This is a genomic window from Streptomyces sp. NPDC047000 (genome assembly GCF_040644295.1).
Lineage (GTDB): Bacteria > Actinomycetota > Actinomycetes > Streptomycetales > Streptomycetaceae > Streptomyces.
Genome location: NZ_JBEYWE010000005.1, coordinates 319177 through 335938 on the forward strand (window position 1 = coordinate 319177; position 16762 = coordinate 335938).

General features: G+C 74.0%; 13 protein-coding genes, 3 tRNA genes and 1 pseudogene. 9 read left to right on the forward strand and 8 right to left on the reverse strand.

The window, feature by feature from the left end; genetic code table 11:
• Positions 1-53: 53 nt before the first annotated feature.
• The 3 genes from ABZ862_RS11955 (at position 54) to ABZ862_RS11965 (ending at position 2051) form a co-directional block, all read left to right on the forward strand.
• Positions 54-1337 (forward strand): AAA domain-containing protein, encoded by a 1284-nt coding sequence (locus ABZ862_RS11955; protein WP_360956109.1) that lies wholly within the window; start codon positions 54-56, stop codon positions 1335-1337.
• Between the two features lie 193 nt (positions 1338-1530).
• Entirely contained in the window at positions 1531-1899 is a 369-nt protein-coding gene (locus tag ABZ862_RS11960; RefSeq protein WP_360956021.1) for a hypothetical protein, read from the forward strand.
• 78 nt (positions 1900-1977) lie between these two features.
• Positions 1978-2051, forward strand: a tRNA-Lys gene (locus ABZ862_RS11965).
• Between the two features lie 207 nt (positions 2052-2258).
• Here the strand turns inward: ABZ862_RS11965 and ABZ862_RS11970 are convergent.
• On the reverse strand, positions 2259-3488 hold the full coding sequence (locus ABZ862_RS11970) for a M6 family metalloprotease domain-containing protein (RefSeq protein WP_360956111.1): 1230 nt from the start codon (positions 3486-3488) through the stop codon (positions 2259-2261).
• A gap of 687 nt (positions 3489-4175) precedes the next feature.
• Between ABZ862_RS11970 and ABZ862_RS11975 the strand changes: the two are divergent.
• Positions 4176-6068 (forward strand): annotated as a pseudogene (locus ABZ862_RS11975) (EAL domain-containing protein); the annotation flags it as partial.
• Positions 6069-6283: 215 nt separating this feature from the next.
• Here ABZ862_RS11975 and ABZ862_RS11980 read toward each other — a convergent pair.
• Positions 6284-7384 (reverse strand): LLM class flavin-dependent oxidoreductase, encoded by a 1101-nt coding sequence (locus tag ABZ862_RS11980; protein ID WP_360956023.1) that lies wholly within the window; start codon positions 7382-7384, stop codon positions 6284-6286.
• A 178-nt stretch (positions 7385-7562) separates the two neighbouring features.
• Positions 7563-8387, reverse strand: a complete 825-nt coding sequence (locus ABZ862_RS11985; protein ID WP_360956025.1) for a decarboxylase — start codon at positions 8385-8387, stop codon at positions 7563-7565.
• A 461-nt stretch (positions 8388-8848) separates the two neighbouring features.
• Here ABZ862_RS11985 and ABZ862_RS11990 point away from each other — a divergent pair, with 461 nt between their 5' ends.
• Both ABZ862_RS11990 and ABZ862_RS11995 read left to right on the forward strand, forming a co-directional pair.
• The gene (locus tag ABZ862_RS11990) at positions 8849-9607 is read left to right on the forward strand and encodes an IclR family transcriptional regulator C-terminal domain-containing protein (RefSeq protein WP_360956027.1); all 759 of its coding nucleotides are present in this window, start codon (positions 8849-8851) and stop codon (positions 9605-9607) included.
• 110 nt (positions 9608-9717) lie between these two features.
• Positions 9718-9791, forward strand: a tRNA-Lys gene (locus ABZ862_RS11995).
• Between the two features lie 88 nt (positions 9792-9879).
• On the opposite strand, the gene ABZ862_RS12000 is transcribed toward ABZ862_RS11995, so the two are convergent.
• Both ABZ862_RS12000 and ABZ862_RS12005 read right to left on the reverse strand, forming a co-directional pair.
• Positions 9880-11016: an SPFH domain-containing protein gene (locus tag ABZ862_RS12000; protein ID WP_360956029.1), complete on the reverse strand. Its 1137-nt coding sequence runs from the start codon at positions 11014-11016 to the stop codon at positions 9880-9882.
• On the reverse strand, positions 11013-12188 hold the full coding sequence (locus tag ABZ862_RS12005) for a peptidoglycan-binding protein (protein WP_360956031.1): 1176 nt from the start codon (positions 12186-12188) through the stop codon (positions 11013-11015). Before ABZ862_RS12005 ends, ABZ862_RS12000 begins: the two co-directional genes overlap by 4 nt.
• A gap of 198 nt (positions 12189-12386) precedes the next feature.
• On the opposite strand from ABZ862_RS12005, the gene ABZ862_RS12010 reads away from it, so the two are divergent.
• Positions 12387-12460, forward strand: a tRNA-Lys gene (locus tag ABZ862_RS12010).
• 89 nt (positions 12461-12549) lie between these two features.
• Positions 12550-13275 carry a FadR/GntR family transcriptional regulator gene (locus tag ABZ862_RS12015; RefSeq protein ID WP_360956033.1) on the forward strand — a complete coding sequence of 242 codons (726 nt, stop codon included), beginning with the start codon at positions 12550-12552 and terminating at the stop codon, positions 13273-13275.
• 69 nt (positions 13276-13344) lie between these two features.
• Here ABZ862_RS12015 and ABZ862_RS12020 read toward each other — a convergent pair whose 3' ends face one another.
• Complete coding sequence (locus ABZ862_RS12020; RefSeq protein WP_360956035.1) at positions 13345-14046, reverse strand: class F sortase; 702 nt, start codon at positions 14044-14046, stop codon at positions 13345-13347.
• Positions 14047-14050: 4 nt separating this feature from the next.
• Positions 14051-14710 (reverse strand): hypothetical protein, encoded by a 660-nt coding sequence (locus ABZ862_RS12025; protein ID WP_360956037.1) that lies wholly within the window; start codon positions 14708-14710, stop codon positions 14051-14053.
• A 217-nt stretch (positions 14711-14927) separates the two neighbouring features.
• On the opposite strand from ABZ862_RS12025, the gene ABZ862_RS12030 reads away from it, so the two are divergent.
• On the forward strand, positions 14928-15707 hold the full coding sequence (locus ABZ862_RS12030; RefSeq protein ID WP_360956039.1) for an HAD-IIA family hydrolase: 780 nt from the start codon (positions 14928-14930) through the stop codon (positions 15705-15707).
• Positions 15708-15812: 105 nt separating this feature from the next.
• Here ABZ862_RS12030 and ABZ862_RS12035 read toward each other — a convergent pair whose 3' ends face one another.
• Positions 15813-16739, reverse strand: a complete 927-nt coding sequence (locus tag ABZ862_RS12035; protein WP_360956041.1) for a hypothetical protein — start codon at positions 16737-16739, stop codon at positions 15813-15815.
• Positions 16740-16762: the final 23 nt, after the last annotated feature.

A 16762-nucleotide genomic window follows, 5' to 3' on the forward strand; every position in this document is an offset into this window, starting at 1 on the left:
GCCCCGCGGCCGATCTTGATCCCGGTGCTGCGGCGGGGCGGGCGACGGCGGCGATCCTCCACGACACCCTGCACGGCACGGCCCGCGGCGTCGTCGTCGACTCGCCTCCCGGCGCCGGGAAGTCCACCCTCGTGGTGCGCACCGCGCTCGAACTGGCCGCGGCGGGCCGCCCGCTCATGGTGGTCGCGCAGACCAACGCGCAGGTCGACGACCTCGTCCTCCGTCTCGCCGAGAAGGAACCCGGCCTGCCCGTCGGCCGGCTGCACAGCAGCGACGCCGATCCGTACGACAAGGCGCTGGACGACCTGCCGCAGGTCCGCAAGTCGCCCAAGGCGGCCGACCTGGCCGGGATCCCGGTCGTCGTGTCCACGGCCGCGAAGTGGGCGCACGTCAGGGTGGACGAGCCGTGGCGGCACGCGATCGTCGACGAGGCGTACCAGATGCGCTCCGACGCGCTGCTCGCCGTGGCCGGGCTGTTCGAGCGGGCCCTGTTCGTCGGCGACCCGGGCCAGCTGGACCCGTTCTCCATCGTGGGCGGCGAGCAGTGGGCGGGGCTGTCGTACGACCCGTCGGCGTCCGCCGTGTCGACGCTGCTGGCGCACAACCCGCGGCTGCCGCAGCACCGGCTGCCGGTGTCCTGGCGGCTCCCGGCGTCCGCCGCGCCGCTCGTCTCCGACGCGTTCTACCCGTACACGCGGTTCCGCAGCGGCACCGGCCCCGGTGACCGCCGGCTGCGTTTCTCGGGCGCGTCGGACGGGTCGGGCCCGGACCGGGTGATCGACGAGGCCGCGGAATCCGGGTGGGGCCTGCTGGAGCTGCCCGCCCGGCACACCCCGCGCACCGATCCGGAGGCGGTGCGGGCGGTGGCGACGGTGGTACGGCGGCTGCTGGACCGCGGGGGCGTGACGACATCGGAGCGCTCGGCGGAGCCCGCCCCGCTGACCGCGGACCGTATCGCCGTGGGGACGGCGCACCGGGACCAGGCGGCGGCGGTCCGTGCCGCCCTGGCCGGGCTGGGCGCGTCCGGGGTCACCGTCGACACGGCCAACCGTCTGCAGGGCCGGGAGTACGACGTGACGGTCGTCCTGCACCCGCTGTCCGGGCGGCCCGACGCGACGGCGTTCCACCTGGAGACGGGACGCCTGTGCGTCCTGGCCTCCCGGCACCGGCACGCGTGCGTGGTGGTGTGCCGGGCGGGGGTGGCCGATCTCCTGGACGACCATCCGTCGACGGAGCCGGTGCAGCTGGGGGTGACGGCGAAGTTCCCGGACGGCTGGGAGGCGAACCACGCCGTACTGGCCCGCCTGACCGAACACCGCGTACCCCACAAACCCTGACCACCCCCTGAAGGGGCGCGGGGAACTGCGCGACCGGCCCCCACCGCCCCCGGCGAACCCCACAACCCGAGCCCCGATGGCAATCCCCCGTGGAAGACCGAATCGCCTACTTGCGCATCGCGGGACAATAGATGGTGCCCGTCCCCCCAGGCGGAGCCCCACGCATGGACGAACCGTACGAGGAGGACACGACATGGCGGAGCCCACGCCGCGTCGCAACGCACCGCGGCTACGCCCCGCGCCCCTGCTCTTCGAGCCGACGGCCGCGGCCGACGACCCCGAGCACTTCTTCGACCTCGAGTCGATCGACGACCCGCGGGCGCTGCTGAGCCGCGCCACCGAGCTGACGCAGGCCTTCCGCGCCGCCACCGACCGTGCCGTGGAGTTCCAGGCCATGGCGGCCGCCCAGCTCGCCGATCCGCGCCGCTTCGACCGGCTGACCCCGGCGGACATCGCCGAGCGGGCCGAGTGGACCGAGGACTACGCGAAGAAGATGGTCGAGTACGGGCGGGACCTCCTGCGCGGTGTGTCCGAGGGGGCGGAGACCGCCGATCCGGTGTGAGCCGCCGTGCCGGGCCGCCCCGGCGATATCGATTTTTCCTCCCCCGGACCTGGGTGCTAATGTCTACAACGTCAGCACGCGCCGCTAGCTCAGTTGGTTAGAGCAGCTGACTCTTAATCAGCGGGTCCGGGGTTCGAGTCCCTGGCGGCGCACGATGACGATGGCGAGGCATGTTCGCGGAAAGCGCGAACCGGTCTCGCCATCTCTGTTTTTGCGCGGCTTTGCCGCGCGTTGTGGGGGGCTTCGCCCACCCACACCCCCCTTGAGGTCGGGATCGTGGGCGTGTCTTGGGGGGTGGGCGCATCTCGCTCCGGTGAGTGTGTCCTGAACGTCACGGCGTGATCGTCACGGTGTGGCCGTCACGGCGTGATCGTCACCGGCCACTCCCCCGCCGCCGTGCGTGCCCCGACCGTCACCCGCACCCCGTCGTCCGGCACCGTGAACGTCTGGCCCGGGGACACCGGGGCGTCGGCCAGCGGCGGGTAGACCGAGGTCTCCCAGCAGGCCTCCGTGCGCGGGTGCGCGTCGATCACCTCGATAGGGCCATCGCCGGACGCCGTACCGCCGTGCACCCGGTACACCAGGACCCCTTCCCGGCAGTTCGCGAGGTCGTTGCCCTCCGCCGCCCGTCCCTCGAAGGCGAGCGCGCTGTCCGTGCCGGTGCGGACCACCGCGAGCTTCACCTCGGGGACGGCGGGGGCCGGGGCGGGGTTCCGGCCGTCAGGGAGGCCGGTGAGGCCCGTGAGGCCGGTCCGGGGAGGCGGGCTGGGGGACGACAGCGGCTCGATGGCCAGGCGGGTCGGGCGGGTGCCGCGTACGCAGGCCACCTGGCGCGGCTCCAGCCAGCCCAGCTTCCACTTGTGCCAGGCGAACAGGTCCGGGGACAGGCCGAACTGGCTGCCCATCAGGTCCCAGTCGCCGACGTAGGTGTCCCAGTCCCCCTTGCCGTCCGCCGGCCGGTGGTAGAGGTCGGGCAGATCGAAGACGTGGCCCGTCTCGTGGGCGAGGACCAGACGGTCGGGCGGGTGCTGCTCGAAGACCGTCACGACACGCCGGATGTCCGTGCCGTCCGCTTGCAGCGGGGTGTCCAGGTTGACGACCTTGGTCGCGTCGGAGTCCACGCCGGGCGCATCCGGGTCGGCCACGAAGTACACGATGTCGTAGCGGGAGAAGTCGACCACCGGGTCGGACACCCTGAGCGCGTCCCGCAGGTAGGCGGCGCGCTCACCGGCGTCCCAGTCACGCCGTATGGCGTACGACACGGACGGCCGCGGCATCCGGATCCAGTGGGCCAGCGGGTGCGGGCGGACGGTGGTCCTGCCGTAGGAGGCACTCTCGAAGAAGCTGCTGGTGGCCGGGAAGTGATCGGCGGTCAGCTGGGACGGGGTGGTGCTCGGCTCGGAGTCCGGGAAGGACAGGAAGACCAGCACGGCGTCCAGTGGCCGGTCCGGGCGCCGGTACGCGGTGTTCCAGGTGTCCAGGCCCTCCGAGTGGTGCGCGTCGGTACGGTGCAGGGCGCACGGGGAGACGCCGAGGGGCCCGGCGGCGGAGGGGCCGTTGATCAGGGAGGTCGCGATCAGCGCCGACATGGTGGTGCCCACGGCGGCGAGCCCCTTGAGGGGAAGCTGACGCGGCACAGGGACCTCCGGTTGCGGTTCGCGGAACGTCGCGGAAACTTCGCGGAACACCGCACCCAGCCTGTGGGAGGTATATGAGCTATGCCCTGTTTGTCTGCACCGGAAGGGTGAGCACGGTGCGAGAGGGTGACGCGGCACGGCCAGGACGGGCGCGACACCCCGAAACACTCACGGAACGTCACAACCGATCCGGCAGCCGAAGAACCCGTCCAATGGCGGGCAGAAACGATCTGGCAGGGGTACCGGTCCGTCCCCGTCCTCGCCGAGTCGCTGAAAGAGCCCAGGATCAGCCTCTATGATCGGCACACTTTCCTGCACGGACCGAGAACGACTGCACTGCGGGAGCGAGCGGTGAGCGGAACGTCCGAAGGGCCGGCGCCCGCGGCAGACCCCGTCCGGCCGACCATCACAGACAGTGACACCACGGCGTCCCCGGGTGCCGGTGCCGCCCTGGCCTCCGGCACGGCCACGGGCCCCTCCGCCGAGCCCTGTCCCCCGCCTCCCGCCGGACCCTCCACCGGGCTTTCAGCCGGACCCGCCGTCGGGCTCTCCGCCGGGCTTTCCGCCGGACCTTCCGTCGGGCTTTCAGCCGGACCCTCTACCGAGTCCTCCGCCGGGCCCTCGACCGAGCCCTCCGCTCTGCTCACCTCCGGACCCGCCACCCCGCCCACCTCCGGGTCGTCCGCCCAGCCCGTCTCCGGACCCGCCACCGGACCCGCCACCGGACCCGCCTCCGGACCCGCCTCCGGATCCCACGACCCGTTCCGCACGGCGTTCGCCGCCGCGCCCCTCGCGATGGCCGTCCTGGACCGCGACGGCGTGGTCACCGGCGCGAACAGGACGTTCGGCGCCCTCCTCAACACCGCGCCGAACACCCTGACCGGGTTGTCCGCCGCCGACCTGGTCGACCTGTCCTCCGACACCCGCACCTGGCACGCCTACCGCGAGGTGCTCGGCGGCGGCGAGACCCGGCTGCGCTGCACCCGCCGCATCAAGCAGCCCGACGGCGGCTCCCTGTGGGCGCAGATCACCGTGGAGCCGCTGCCCGGCAGCACCCGGGCCGTCCTGCTGTCCGTGGCCGACATCAGCGCCCGCCGCGAACTCCAGGCCCGGCTGCGGCACTTGCAGATGCACGACGCGGTCACCCGGCTGCCCAACCGCACCCTGTTCTTCGAGCGCCTGACGGCCGCGCTGGAGCCGGAGTCGTACGAACTGGGCGGCACCGGCCGGGTCGGGCTGTGCTACCTGGACCTCGACGGGTTCAAGGCGGTCAACGACACCCTCGGCCACCACGTCGGCGACCAGCTGCTCGCGGCCGTGGCCGAACGGCTGACGCGCTGCGCCGGGGAGGCCGGGTTCGCGAGGTCGGGCGCCCCGCTGGTGGCGCGGCTCGGCGGGGACGAGTTCGCCCTGCTCGTCGAGGACTCGACCGGCACCGACCAGCTCGCCGACCTCGCCGAGTCCGTCCTCACCGCCCTCCAGGCACCCTTCGACCTGTCGGGCCGCCGGCTGTTCCTGTCGGCGTCGATCGGCGTCGTCGAGCGGCACGCCGACGGGACCACGGCGACCGCCCTGATGCAGGCGGCCGACACCACGCTCTACTGGGCCAAGGAGGACGGCAAGTCCCGCTGGACCCTCTTCGACCCCGAGCGCAACGCCACCCGCATGACCCGCCAGGCCCTCGCCGCCACCCTCCGACCGGCCATCGAGCGCGGCGAGTTCGTGCTCGAGTACCAGCCGCTGGTCGGCATGGCGGACGACCGGCTGCACGGCGTCGAGGCGCTGATCCGCTGGAACCACCCGCAGTTCGGCATGCTGACGCCGAATCGGTTCATCGCGCTCGCCGAGGAGGACGGCGCGATCGTCCCGCTCGGCCGCTGGATCCTGGCCGCCGCCTGCCGCCAGGCCCGCCGCTGGCAGCTCGAACGCCCCGGCGAGCAACCGATCTTCGTCAGCGTGAATGTGGCGGTCCGTCAGGTGTGGGACAGCGATCTGGTCGCGGACGTCGCCGCGATCCTCGCCGAGACCGGGCTCGCGCCGGGGCTGCTCCAGCTGGAGCTCACCGAGTCGGACGTGATGGGCTCGGCGGGCCGCCCGTTGCAGACCCTCCACGCCCTGTCGGAGATGGGGGTGCGCATCGCCATCGACGACTTCGGCACCGGCTACTCGAACCTGGCCTACCTCAGCCGCCTGCCGGTCGACGCGCTGAAGCTGGACGGGTCCTTCGTGCGCGGCTTCCAGTACGACGACGACGGCGACGGCGGCTCCCCCGCCGCCTCCGGCGAGGAGGCTCCGGGGAACGGCCGGGACACCGGCGGGGCCGCGTCGGGCGCCGTACGGCCGCCGAACCCGGCCGACGAGGTCATCGTCGAGGCGATGGTCCAGCTCGCCCACCGGCTGGGTCTGACGGTCACCGCGGAGTGCGTGGAGACCTCGTCCCAGGCCACCCGGCTGCGCCGGATCGGCTGCGACACCGGCCAGGGCTGGCTGTACTCCCGGCCGGTGTCACCGGACCGCATCTCCGAGCTGCTGGCGCACGGCTCCACGCCCCTGGAGCCGTCCGCCACCGACCGGGGCCGGGCCGCTGCACCCGGTCCGGCGGGCCGACCAGGTACCGCAGGCACGGCGGGCCGGACGACCGCAGCAGGCACCGCGGCCACGCCGGGCCGGACGGGCTCGGCGGACGCAGGTGACCTCGCCGGTGCGGCCGCCGACCGGGATCCGGCCGGTGCTGTCGCCGACCGGGCTCAGGCGGTCGGCAAGCCGTAGGCGTCCGCGACGAGTTCGTAGGACCGCAGCCGCAGCGCGCCCCGGTGGGCGTGCGAGGTGAGCATCAACTCGTCGGCGCCGGTGCGCTTCTGGAGTTCGTCGAGCCCGGCGCGCACCTCGTCGGCGGTGCCGTGCACGATGTTCGCCGTCCAGGACGAGACGAACTCCCGCTCCATCTCGCTCAGTTCGTACGCCTCCGCCTCCTCGGGCGCCGGGAAGAGTCCCGGGCGGCCGGTGCGCAGCCGGACCATGTTGATGCCGGTGGCCAGGACCTGGCGGCGGGCCTCCTTCTCCTCGTCGGCGGCGAACGCGGCGACGCCGATCAGGGCGTACGGCTCGTCGAGGACCGCCGAAGGGCGGAAGGAGTCCCGGTAGAGGTCCAGGGCGGGCACGGTGTTCTGCGCGGAGAAGTGGTGGGCGAAGGCGAACGGCAGGCCGAGCATCGCGGCGAGCCGCGCGCTGAAGCCGGAGGAGCCGAGCAGCCAGATCGGCGGCCGGTGCGGGGACTGGACGCCGCCGGGCGTGGTGCCCTGGATCGGTCCCGGGATGGCGTGGATGCGCCGGTAGGGGTGGCCGTCGGGGAAGTCGTCGTCCAGGAAGCGGGTCAGCTCGGCCAGGTGCTGGGGGAAGTCGTCGGCGGCCTCGTTGAGGCGGTCGGCGCGGCGCAGGGCGGCGGCGGTGGCGCCGTCGGTGCCGGGGGCGCGGCCGAGGCCCAGGTCGACGCGGCCGGGGGCCATCGCCTCCAGTGTGCCGAACTGCTCGGCGATGACCAGGGGCGCGTGGTTGGGCAGCATCACGCCGCCCGAGCCGAGCCGGATGCGGTCGGTGTGGGCGGCGAGGTGGGCGAGGATCACGGCGGGCGAGGAGGAGGCGACGCCGGGCATGGAGTGGTGCTCGGCGACCCAGTACCGGTGGAAGCCGCGCGCCTCGGCGAGCCGGGACAGCTCGACGCTGGTGCGCAGCGCGTCGGTGGCGGTGCTCCCGGCGCCCACGGTGACCAGGTCCAGTACGGAGAGGGGAACGGGGGCGGTGCCGTGCGTCACGCCCCGGATCTCGTCGTCTGCCGTGTCTGCCGTCACCGTGGGTGCCTCCTGTCGTGGGCCGCGCGGGCCGTCCTGTCGCGGACCGCGGGGCCGTCGATCGGTCATCCGCCCGGGCCGTCGCCCGGGTCTTCCGTCGGACCGTCGCTCGGACCTTCTCCCGGACCGCCGCTCGGACCTTCGCTTCAGCGGGTCCTCAACAGGAGGGAGTCTCCGGTTATTCCCGGCCCTGTTCCCGGGAGGGCGGCACCTGCACGATCGGCTCCCTGGTGAACAGCGCCCCGAGCAGCGGTGCGTTGATCCTCCGGTCGGTCAGGCGGAGCGCCTCCCACACGGTGACCTGGCTCGCCGTGAGCACCGGCTTGCCGAGCGCCCGTTCCAGTGCCGGGAGGTGGGAGACGGTGGCCAGGCCCGTGTCCGGCAGCAGCACCGCCTGGGCGTCGGGCCGGTCGGCGGCGCGGGCCAGGGCGAGCAGCCCGGCCTCCCCCTCGGCCGCCGGGCCGGCCGGGGAGGCGGTGTGCACGACGGTCGCCTCGGCGCCCCCCGCGCGCAGGAAGTCCGCGAAGCGGGCGGCGGCGGGCTCCGGACGGGCGGTCGCCACGGCGACCCGGCGGGCGCCCAGCTCCCGCACGGCGTGCACGAAGGCGAGGGAGGTCGAGGAGGCGGGCATGCCGGTGGTCCGGGCCAGGGCCGCCGTCTGCGCGTGGGCGCCCTCCCAGCCGTGGCCGGAGCTCTCGCCCGCACTCGCCCAGACGACGGCCTCGGCGCCCGCGAGCCGCAGCTGCTCCCCCGCCGCCGCCAGCCGCTCGGGCGGCCCCAGTCGGCGTACGGCGTCGTCCGCACCCGCGCCGCCCTCCCCGGGGCCTGCACCGGAACCAGCACCGGGGCCTGCGCCGGGGCCCCCGGCCCCCGTGTCGGCGACATGGACGACGTCGAGCCGGATGTCGCTGCCGAGAAGCTGCTCGATGCGCGGGTAGTCGTCCTCACCGGCCCGCGCGGCGCCTCCCGGGCGGTCGGTGAAGAGGAATCCGAGTGCGGTCATGACGGTCCTTCCTACCTTCCTGCTGGCCTGCCCGGAGCCCTGGACGGCTCCGGGCAGCTCCGGCCCTCCCGGCTGCTGCTGTCCCACCGCCGCCCCGGAAAACACCTTCGGGCACCCGGGTACCCGGCGCATCCGCTCGAAGCCCCGGCGCGACGCGGCGCGGCGCCGTGCGGCGCACGGAAGTTTTCCAGCGCTGTTCTGTAATTGCAGGAACCGGCCGTGGCAACATCCGAGGTAGCCCCGCCCTTGGCTGCCGCTGGCATATGCCGCTGTGTCTGCGCCGCAGATGAGAGAGGTGCGTTCTCTCCAACAACCGCCCCTGACGCGGCACTTGCCGGTTATCGTGGAGAAGTGGAGAAGTCCACCGTCCGGAAGACGTCCGCCGTCCGGACGCCCGGATGCGGACCGACCGGATGCGGACCGTCCGGAAACGGTCCCAGAAGGCGAGCGCAGGGGGAACCGTGGCGCTGAAGCACGAGCCGACCGCGCCGTACCACTCGGCTCAGGACGCCCTGCGCGTCCTGGAGGCCGTGGCGCGGCACTCCGCGGGCCTGACCGACACCATGATCGCCCGCCGGACCGGCCTCGGCTCGCAGCGCCTGACCGCCCTGCTGCGGATGCTGCGCCGGGAGGGCTACGTCGAGCAGGTCGCCGACGGCGCGTACGTGGCCGGTGCCGCGCTCAGCCGGCTGGGCGCCGCCCGGGGCCGTGACCAGGCACTGCGCGACCAGCTCCAGCACACCCTGGACCGGCTGCGCGACTCGGTCGGCGCGGCCGTCTACATCAGCCGGTACGAGGACGGCGAGGTCAAGGTCACCCACTGCGCCGACAGCCCGGCCACGCCCGCGGTGAACGAGTGGGTGGACTTCCGCTGCTCGGCGCACGCCACCGCCGTCGGCAAGAGCCTGCTCGGCCAGCTCGACCACGACGCCCGCCGCGACCACCTCGCCCGCCACAAGCTGCCCCGGCTGACCTCGCGCACCATCACGAGCGACCGGCTGCTGCTCGCCCGTCTCGAGTCCCAGCCGCCGACGGCACCGGTGCTGGACCTCCAGGAGTACGCGGTGGGCACGGTGTGCGCGGCGGTGCCGATCACGGCGGGTTCCTCGGTGGGCTGCCTGGCACTGTCCCTGCCCGTCGCGCACGTCCACCGGCTGCGCCGGGCCGCGGAGACCCTGAACCGCGGCGCGGCCCCGCTGCTGCTGTCGCTGGCGATCTGACCCACCGGTCGGCCCCCGCCCCGGCCCCTCCCCGCTGGTCACGAGCACCCCTCCGGACCAGGTAGTATTTTCTTCGTCGCCGACCGCGGGAAGCGGACGGCGGGAGTCATGCGCCGCTAGCTCAGTTGGTTAGAGCAGCTGACTCTTAATCAGCGGGTCCGGGGTTCGAGTCCCTGGCGGCGCACAGGTGAGGGGCCTCTCGTGGGAGCGAGGGGCCCCTTCACGTCGTCCCGGCGCCGCAGTGCCGGCGCCTCGTTCCCGGCGCCTCGTTCTCACGGCGTGGACTCGGCGCGCCCCGCGCAGAACGCCACGGTGAGGTCCCGTACCAGCGACTTGCGCTCGTAGTCGTCCAGCTCGACCAGACCGCGCACGGTCAGCCGGGTCACCGTGTCCTCCACCGAGTCGACGACCGCGTCCAGGGTGCTCGCCCGCTGCCGCGCGTCCAGCGCCGCGATCCGGCGGCGGCTCATGGCACCGGCGACCTCGGGGGCGTACTCGGCCCGGACCGGCCGTACGGAGAACACCTCGAGCCCGACCGGCGCCGCGTCCGCCGCCACCAGCCGGGTCAGCGCGTCGCCCGCCGCCTCCGCCGCGCCCCGTTCCGCGCCCGGCGGCTCCACGGGCACCCGGGCCAGGGCCGCCTCCACGCAGTGCCGCAGATACGTCTCGTGGTCCTCGACGCCGAGCACCGCCCGCGCGGTGTCCCGCACCCGCCACACGACGAGCACCACCGCCCGCAGCGCCACCCCGTTGCCGTCGGCCCCCGGCATCGGCTCGCTGCGCCAGTGCCGCAGCCGTACGTCCACCCGGCGGCGCAGCAGCAGCGGGTTGACCCACAGCAGGCCGGTGCGCCGTACCGTGCCCCGGTAGCCGCCGAAGAGGCCGAGCACCCAGGCCCGCCCGGTCCGCCCCCGGGTCAGCCCGCCGAAGCCGAACAGGACGAGCGCCGCGGCCACGGCGTACGCCGCCCACCGTGCGAGGCCGGGCCCCGTCCCCGCCCACCAGGTCGTGGCGGCGCACCCGGCGATCCCGGCCGCCCCGGCGAGCACCCCGGCGGCGCCGGGCAGCACCCGCGCCGGGCGCTCGGCGAGCCCCGGCTCGACCTGCGGCGCGGGCCGCGGCGGGAGCGGGGCGGGACGCCGCAGCCTGGGCTGCTCACCGGTGCCCTGCCGGCGTCCGACCACGGTGGGCCGCAGCGGGAGCGGCGCCGGGGCGGGATCGTCGCGGAACAGCAGGTGGACGGGGATCTCGGTGGTCGGCTCGGTGTGGATCAGCCGGGTCGCGACCGGCGTGGCGGCGGGTGCGGGTGCGGGTGCCGGGGCGGGGACGGCAGCCGTCGGGTCCGTGCTCCGGGTGCCCGGGTCGCCGGGTCCGTCCGGCCCGGGCGCGGGCGGGGTGGTCGTCCTCATGCATGCCTCCGGCCGCCGCGCATCCCGGAGACACCAGTGACGCCGGAGACACCAGAGGCACCGGAGGCACCGGTGACGATGTCCTTGCCCTTGCCCGTGACCAGCAGGTCCCAGGTGTGCGGCCCCGGCAGCCCGTCGGCGGCGGTGCCGGTCCAGCCCTGGGCCTGCTGGAAGGCGCGGGTCGCGCGCAGGTCGGCGTCGCCCCACCGGGGGCCGGGACCGTTCGCGTAGAAGGAGGCGCCGCCGCGGGCGATGAGCATGCGGCCCAGCCGGGTGACGTAGTCGTTGTCCGCGCCCGGCCCGAAGGCGGCGGCACCCGGGTAGGCGGTGGCCTCGCCGCCCGTCCCCTGGTCCGTGCCGGACGCCTGGGAGCCCGCCGTACCGGCCTTGACGCCCTTGTAGCGGTACGGGACGTAGTCGTCGGCGTGACTGGTGTACGGGTAGGGGGTCTCCTTGGTGCGGGCGTGCGGCGGGGTCTGTTCGTAGGCGAGGTAGTAGGTGCGGGTGGAGTCGGTCCAGCCGTCGAACAGGACGACGTGCGAGCCCTTCTCCGGGTCGGCGACGTTGTGGAAGAGCAGCATGTCGCCGGGCTGGAGCTCGTCCTTGGTGATGAGGTCGCCGTACGCCCCGAGGCTGCCCGTCCACTCGTTGCCCGGCAGGTTCCAGGCCATGGAGACGAAGCCGGAGCAGTCCTGGCGGTACCCGTCCGTCCAGTAGTCGGTCATGCTGTACGGCACCTGCGCGGTGATCCAGGTCTCGGCCCGCTTCATGATGTCGTCGCGGGTCGTCTCGGGCACCGTGGCGGTGGCCGCCGGCAGCGCGGGTACGCCGCCCGCACCGTGCAGCGGGGTCCGGCCGCTCTGCGGGGTGGCGGGCTCGTCGGGGCTCACGGGGGTGTCCGGGCCCACCGGGGTGCCGGGGGCGGGCGGGACGTAGGGGGCGGCGAGGGCGGGTGCCGCGGGGCCCGCGCCGAGGGCGGCGGTGGCCGCGGCCACGGCGGCGGGGATCAGGATCCGGTGGACCGCGGGAGGCGCGACCACCGTACGGAAGCCGGCCGTACGGAAGCCGGTGGAGGCCGGGGTCGTGGGGGTCAGGGTCGCTCTCCAGTGGACGCAGCCGGGGCAGTCGCAGTCGCTCGCGGGATCGAATTCCTCGAAGGCCGGAGTGTCCATGCGCTGCCCCTCACACTTGCCGGTGGAGATACCGATACCGAATTGTCCACAATGGTGCACATCGGATAGTTTCCAACCTGTCCACCGCAAAAGCATGCTGACGGTCCGAACGATGTAGCCCGGTCGGCGGTCCGTACGACCCGCCGGCCGGCGGTCGGGAGCACACCCGTACGTCCTGTAGAGTTTTCGCGTCAGCAGGCGCCGCTAGCTCAGTTGGTTAGAGCAGCTGACTCTTAATCAGCGGGTCCGGGGTTCGAGTCCCTGGCGGCGCACGACGACGAGGGCGAGGCAGGTCCGTGGAAACGCGGATCGCCTCGGCTTCGCCATGCCCGGGTCGTGTGTGGCCGGATACCCTCTGGCCATGGCGGCGCGAGACCTGCAGGAGCGGATCAAGAAGCTCATCATCGACCGCAGGCTGCCCTCCGGCGCCCCGCTGCCGACCGAGCCGGAGCTGATGGAGTTCCTCGGCGCCGGCCGCAACTCCGTACGCGAGGCGCTCAAGGCACTCCAGGCGATGGGCATCGTCGAGATCCGGCACGGCTTCGGCACCTACGTCGGCCCGTTGTCCTTCGCCCCGCTGATCAAGGGGCTGACCTTCCGTACCGTCGCCGGACACCACCGGGGCGAGGACTCCCTGCTACAGCTGCTGGAGCTGCGCGAGGCGCTGGAGACCGGTCTGGTGTCCCGGCTCGCCGGACGGCTGCCGGAGGCGGACCTCGCCGAACTCGACGCGCTGGTCGACCGCATGGAGAAGGAGACCGCGCGGGGCACCGGCCTCGCCACGACCGACCGGGCGTTTCACGCCACCCTCTACCGGGGCCTGGACAACACGCTGCTGAGCGAGATCCTGGAGGCGTTCTGGGACGCCTTCCACCAGGTCCGGCGCGATCTCGCGGCGGTGTCGCACGACCCCCGGATCACCTGCCGGCAGCACCGGGAGATCGTCGAGGCGGTCCGCTCCGGGGACGCGCTGCGGGCGGAGTCGGCCATAAGGGAGCACTTCGACGACATCCGGGCGCGGGTCGGGAGCACACCGGCGCCGGACCACCGGCCCGTCGGACAGGCAGGTAGGCAGGTAGGCGGGTAGCCGGACAGCCCGATAGTCGGACAGTCGGATCGGGGACTGGTGGCCGGTGATCGGCGACCGGCGATCGGGTCAGGCGGGCGTGCCCGTGAGGTAGGCGGACACGACCACGTTCGCCGTGTAGTCACGGCTCGCGCGGTCGAAGGTGCCGCCGCAGGTGATCAGCTTCAGCTCGGCACGGCCGGGCCGCCGGGCGCCGTAGGCCCGGCGGGCGTCGAAGCGGTCGCGGGCGAGCACGCGTACGTCGTCGACGGTGAACTCGGCGGCCCTGCCGTCGGCCAGGAACACCCGGACCGTCTCACCGGGGCGCATCCTGCGGAGCCCGGCGAACACGGCGGCCCGGGTCGTGGTGTCGACGTGCCCCACCATCAGCGCGGCCCCGACGGCTCCGGGCCTCGTCCCGGCGGCGTACCAGCCGACGACGCCGGCCAGGGCGTACGGCGGCGGGTCGAGGGCACCCCGGGCGTCCAGGCCACGGGCGACGACAGGGGCCTGGACGCCGAGGGCGGGGATGTCGATGCGCTGGGGGACGGCTCCCCTCAGGGGCCTGACGGAGGGCGGGAGCCGGACGTCCGGGGGTGCGGTGGGCCGTCCGGCGGCGACGACGGCACCGGTCGCGGTGCCGCGGGCCTCGTGCGACGGCACGCCGGTGACCGCGTCGGCCCAGAGCCACAGCCCGGCGAGCAGCACGGTCCAGGTCAGGGCGGTCAGGAGACGGCCGGCGGCCGTGCCGGGGGCGGGGGCGGGCGGTTCGAGGTGGTGGTCGTCGCGCACGCGGTCAGTCCGCCTGACGGCGGCGTCGGGAGCAGCGCAGCGCGACGGCCACGGCGGCGGCACCGGCCAGCGCGAACCCGGTCAGGGACCGAGCGGTGCCGGATCCGGAGGCAGGGGAGCCGTCCGCCTCGTCCACCGCGGCCACACCGTCCACGGCGACGAGGTCGGCGGTGCCACCGCCTCCGGCGCGGACGGGGGAGGCGGGGGCGGCGGACGCGGAGGGGGATGCCGCCGCAGAGGGCGTCGTAGAGGGTGACGTGGAGGGTGACGTGGAGACCGCCGACGCCGGGAAGACGGCAGGGGCCGCCACCGTCAGCGCGCCCTTGAACCGCATGGCCTCGGCCCCGCACATGACCTGTACGTCGTACGTCCCCGGCCGGGCGGAGGACCGCACCCGGCTCTCCCCGGCCAGCGTGCCGTCCGCCCCCGCCAGCAGGGTGTCGGCGACGAACGCGTCGGAGGCGGCGGTGGCCGTGTGCTCGCCGCAGCCGGTGATCAGGAGCGCGATGTCGGTTCCGGCGGCGGGCGAGGCCGGGGTGACGGAGAGGCCGCCCCCGGGCGGGCCCGCGGTCGCGGCAGCCCCCTCGGTGCCGGTCAGGGTCACGGCGGCGGTGGTCAGCGCCAGCAATCCGGCGCTACGGATGGTGAGCGAGTGTGTACCCATCGTGAACCTCCATACGGAGCGAGCATCCCCCCTCGCCCCGGCGTCCGCATCCGGAGGGGCGGGAGGTTGCTCCGTACGGGTCGGGACGTTCGGCGCACCATGCTTCGGCCCAGGTCAGGCGACGCCCGATAGGCTTGGGGCAGCCCGCAGCGCACCCCGCGAGAACCGCGTGAACCGCAAGCACCGCAAGCAGCACGTCCGGCAGGAGAGAACCCGCATGGCAGAGCGCAAGCCGATCGAGTCCTGGCTCACCGACATGGACGGGGTGCTCATTCACGAGGGTGTGCCGATCCCCGGTGCCGATGAGTTCCTCAAGCGGCTGAAGGCCTCCGGGAAGCCGTTCCTGGTCCTGACGAACAACTCGATCTACACCCAGCGCGATCTGCACGCCCGCTTGTCGCGGATGGGCCTCGACGTGCCGGTCGACAACATCTGGACGTCGGCGCTGGCGACGGCGCAGTTCCTCGCGGACCAGCGGCCCGGCGGCACGGCGTACGTCATAGGCGAGGCGGGCCTGACCACGGCCCTGCACGAGGTCGGTTACATCCTGACCGACACGGAGCCCGACTTCGTGATCCTGGGTGAGACCCGCACGTACTCCTTCGAGGCGATGACGAAGGCGGTACGGCTGATCAACAACGGCGCCCGTTTCATCGCCACGAACCCCGACGAGACGGGCCCCTCCACCGAGGGCGCCCTGCCCGCCACGGGTGCCGTCGCGGCGCTGATCACGGCCGCGACGGGCAAGAAGCCGTACTTCATAGGCAAGCCCAACCCCCTGATGATGAGGGCCGGGCTCAACGCGATCGGGGCCCACTCGGAGTCCAGCGCCATGATCGGCGACCGGATGGACACCGACGTCCTGGCGGGCCTGGAGGCCGGGATGCGCACCTACCTGGTGATGACCGGCGTCACGCAGCCGGACGAGGTGGACCGCTACCCGTACCGTCCGTCGAGGATCGTGAACTCGATCGCGGACCTGATCGAACGCATCTGACCGGCCCTGCGTGACCGGCCCGGCGTGACCGGGCCGATCCGGTCGCCGGGCCGATCCGACCACCGGGCCGATCCGGCCACCGGGCCGATCCGGTCGCCGGGCCGGTCAGCGGCGCCGCCGGAGCAGCAGGAGCACGCTGCCCATCGTGACCAGCATCGCGGCGAGCGCCAGGGCGGCGCGCTGGGCGGAGCCGAGACCGGTACGGGCGAGTTGCTGAGCGGCCTCGGCGACGGCGGACGGGAAGGCGGTGGCGGTGGGGTTGCCGGACACGGGCGACACCACCGACACGGCCGGAGCCGCCGAGGCCACCGAAGCCGCTGGAGCCGCCGAGGTCACCGACGCCGCCGGGACCGCTGAGGCCGCCGACGTCGCCGAGGCGGCCGTAGGGTCCGGGGCCGACGGACGGGCGGACCCGGGATCGGGATCGGGACGGGCCTCGGGATCGGGCTCGGGTACGGCGGGGGCCGATCCGGTGCCGACGCCGAACCGGTAGTCGTCGGACTGGCCGATCCAGTCGCCGTCGTCCCCGCGGCGCCGCACGACGGCGGCCTTGAGGGTGACGTCCGCGTCGGCGGTGAAGGCGAGGGTGACCTCGACGGTGACGGTACGGCCGGGACCGACCGTGAACCCGGGGAAACCGTCGTCGAACGCCCCGACGAGCTCGGCCTCGTCGGTCGCCTCGAAGCGGACGGGGTGGGCGCGGGGGCCGTCGTGGAACACCATGTGCACCTGGTCGGCCCGCAGGGTGCGTCCGGTGTCGGTGAGGACGACGACGGGGTGGACGGCGGTGCAGGGGCGGCCGGTGGTGTTGGTGAGGTCGAGGTACCAGGTGCCGGGTTCGCCGTGGGCCCCGTAGGTGGCGGGGCCGTCGTGGATACGGGTGGTCAGGGGAAAGGTCCGGCTGCCGTCGGCGCAGTCGGGCACGGTGCCGGAGGCGGCGGGAGCCACGACGGCCGGAGCGGCGGTCGCGGTCGTGGGGAGAAGGGCGGCGGCTGCTGCCAGGCAGGCGGACAGGGGCGTAGACAGTCGCATGAACATATGAATGTCGGCAGAAC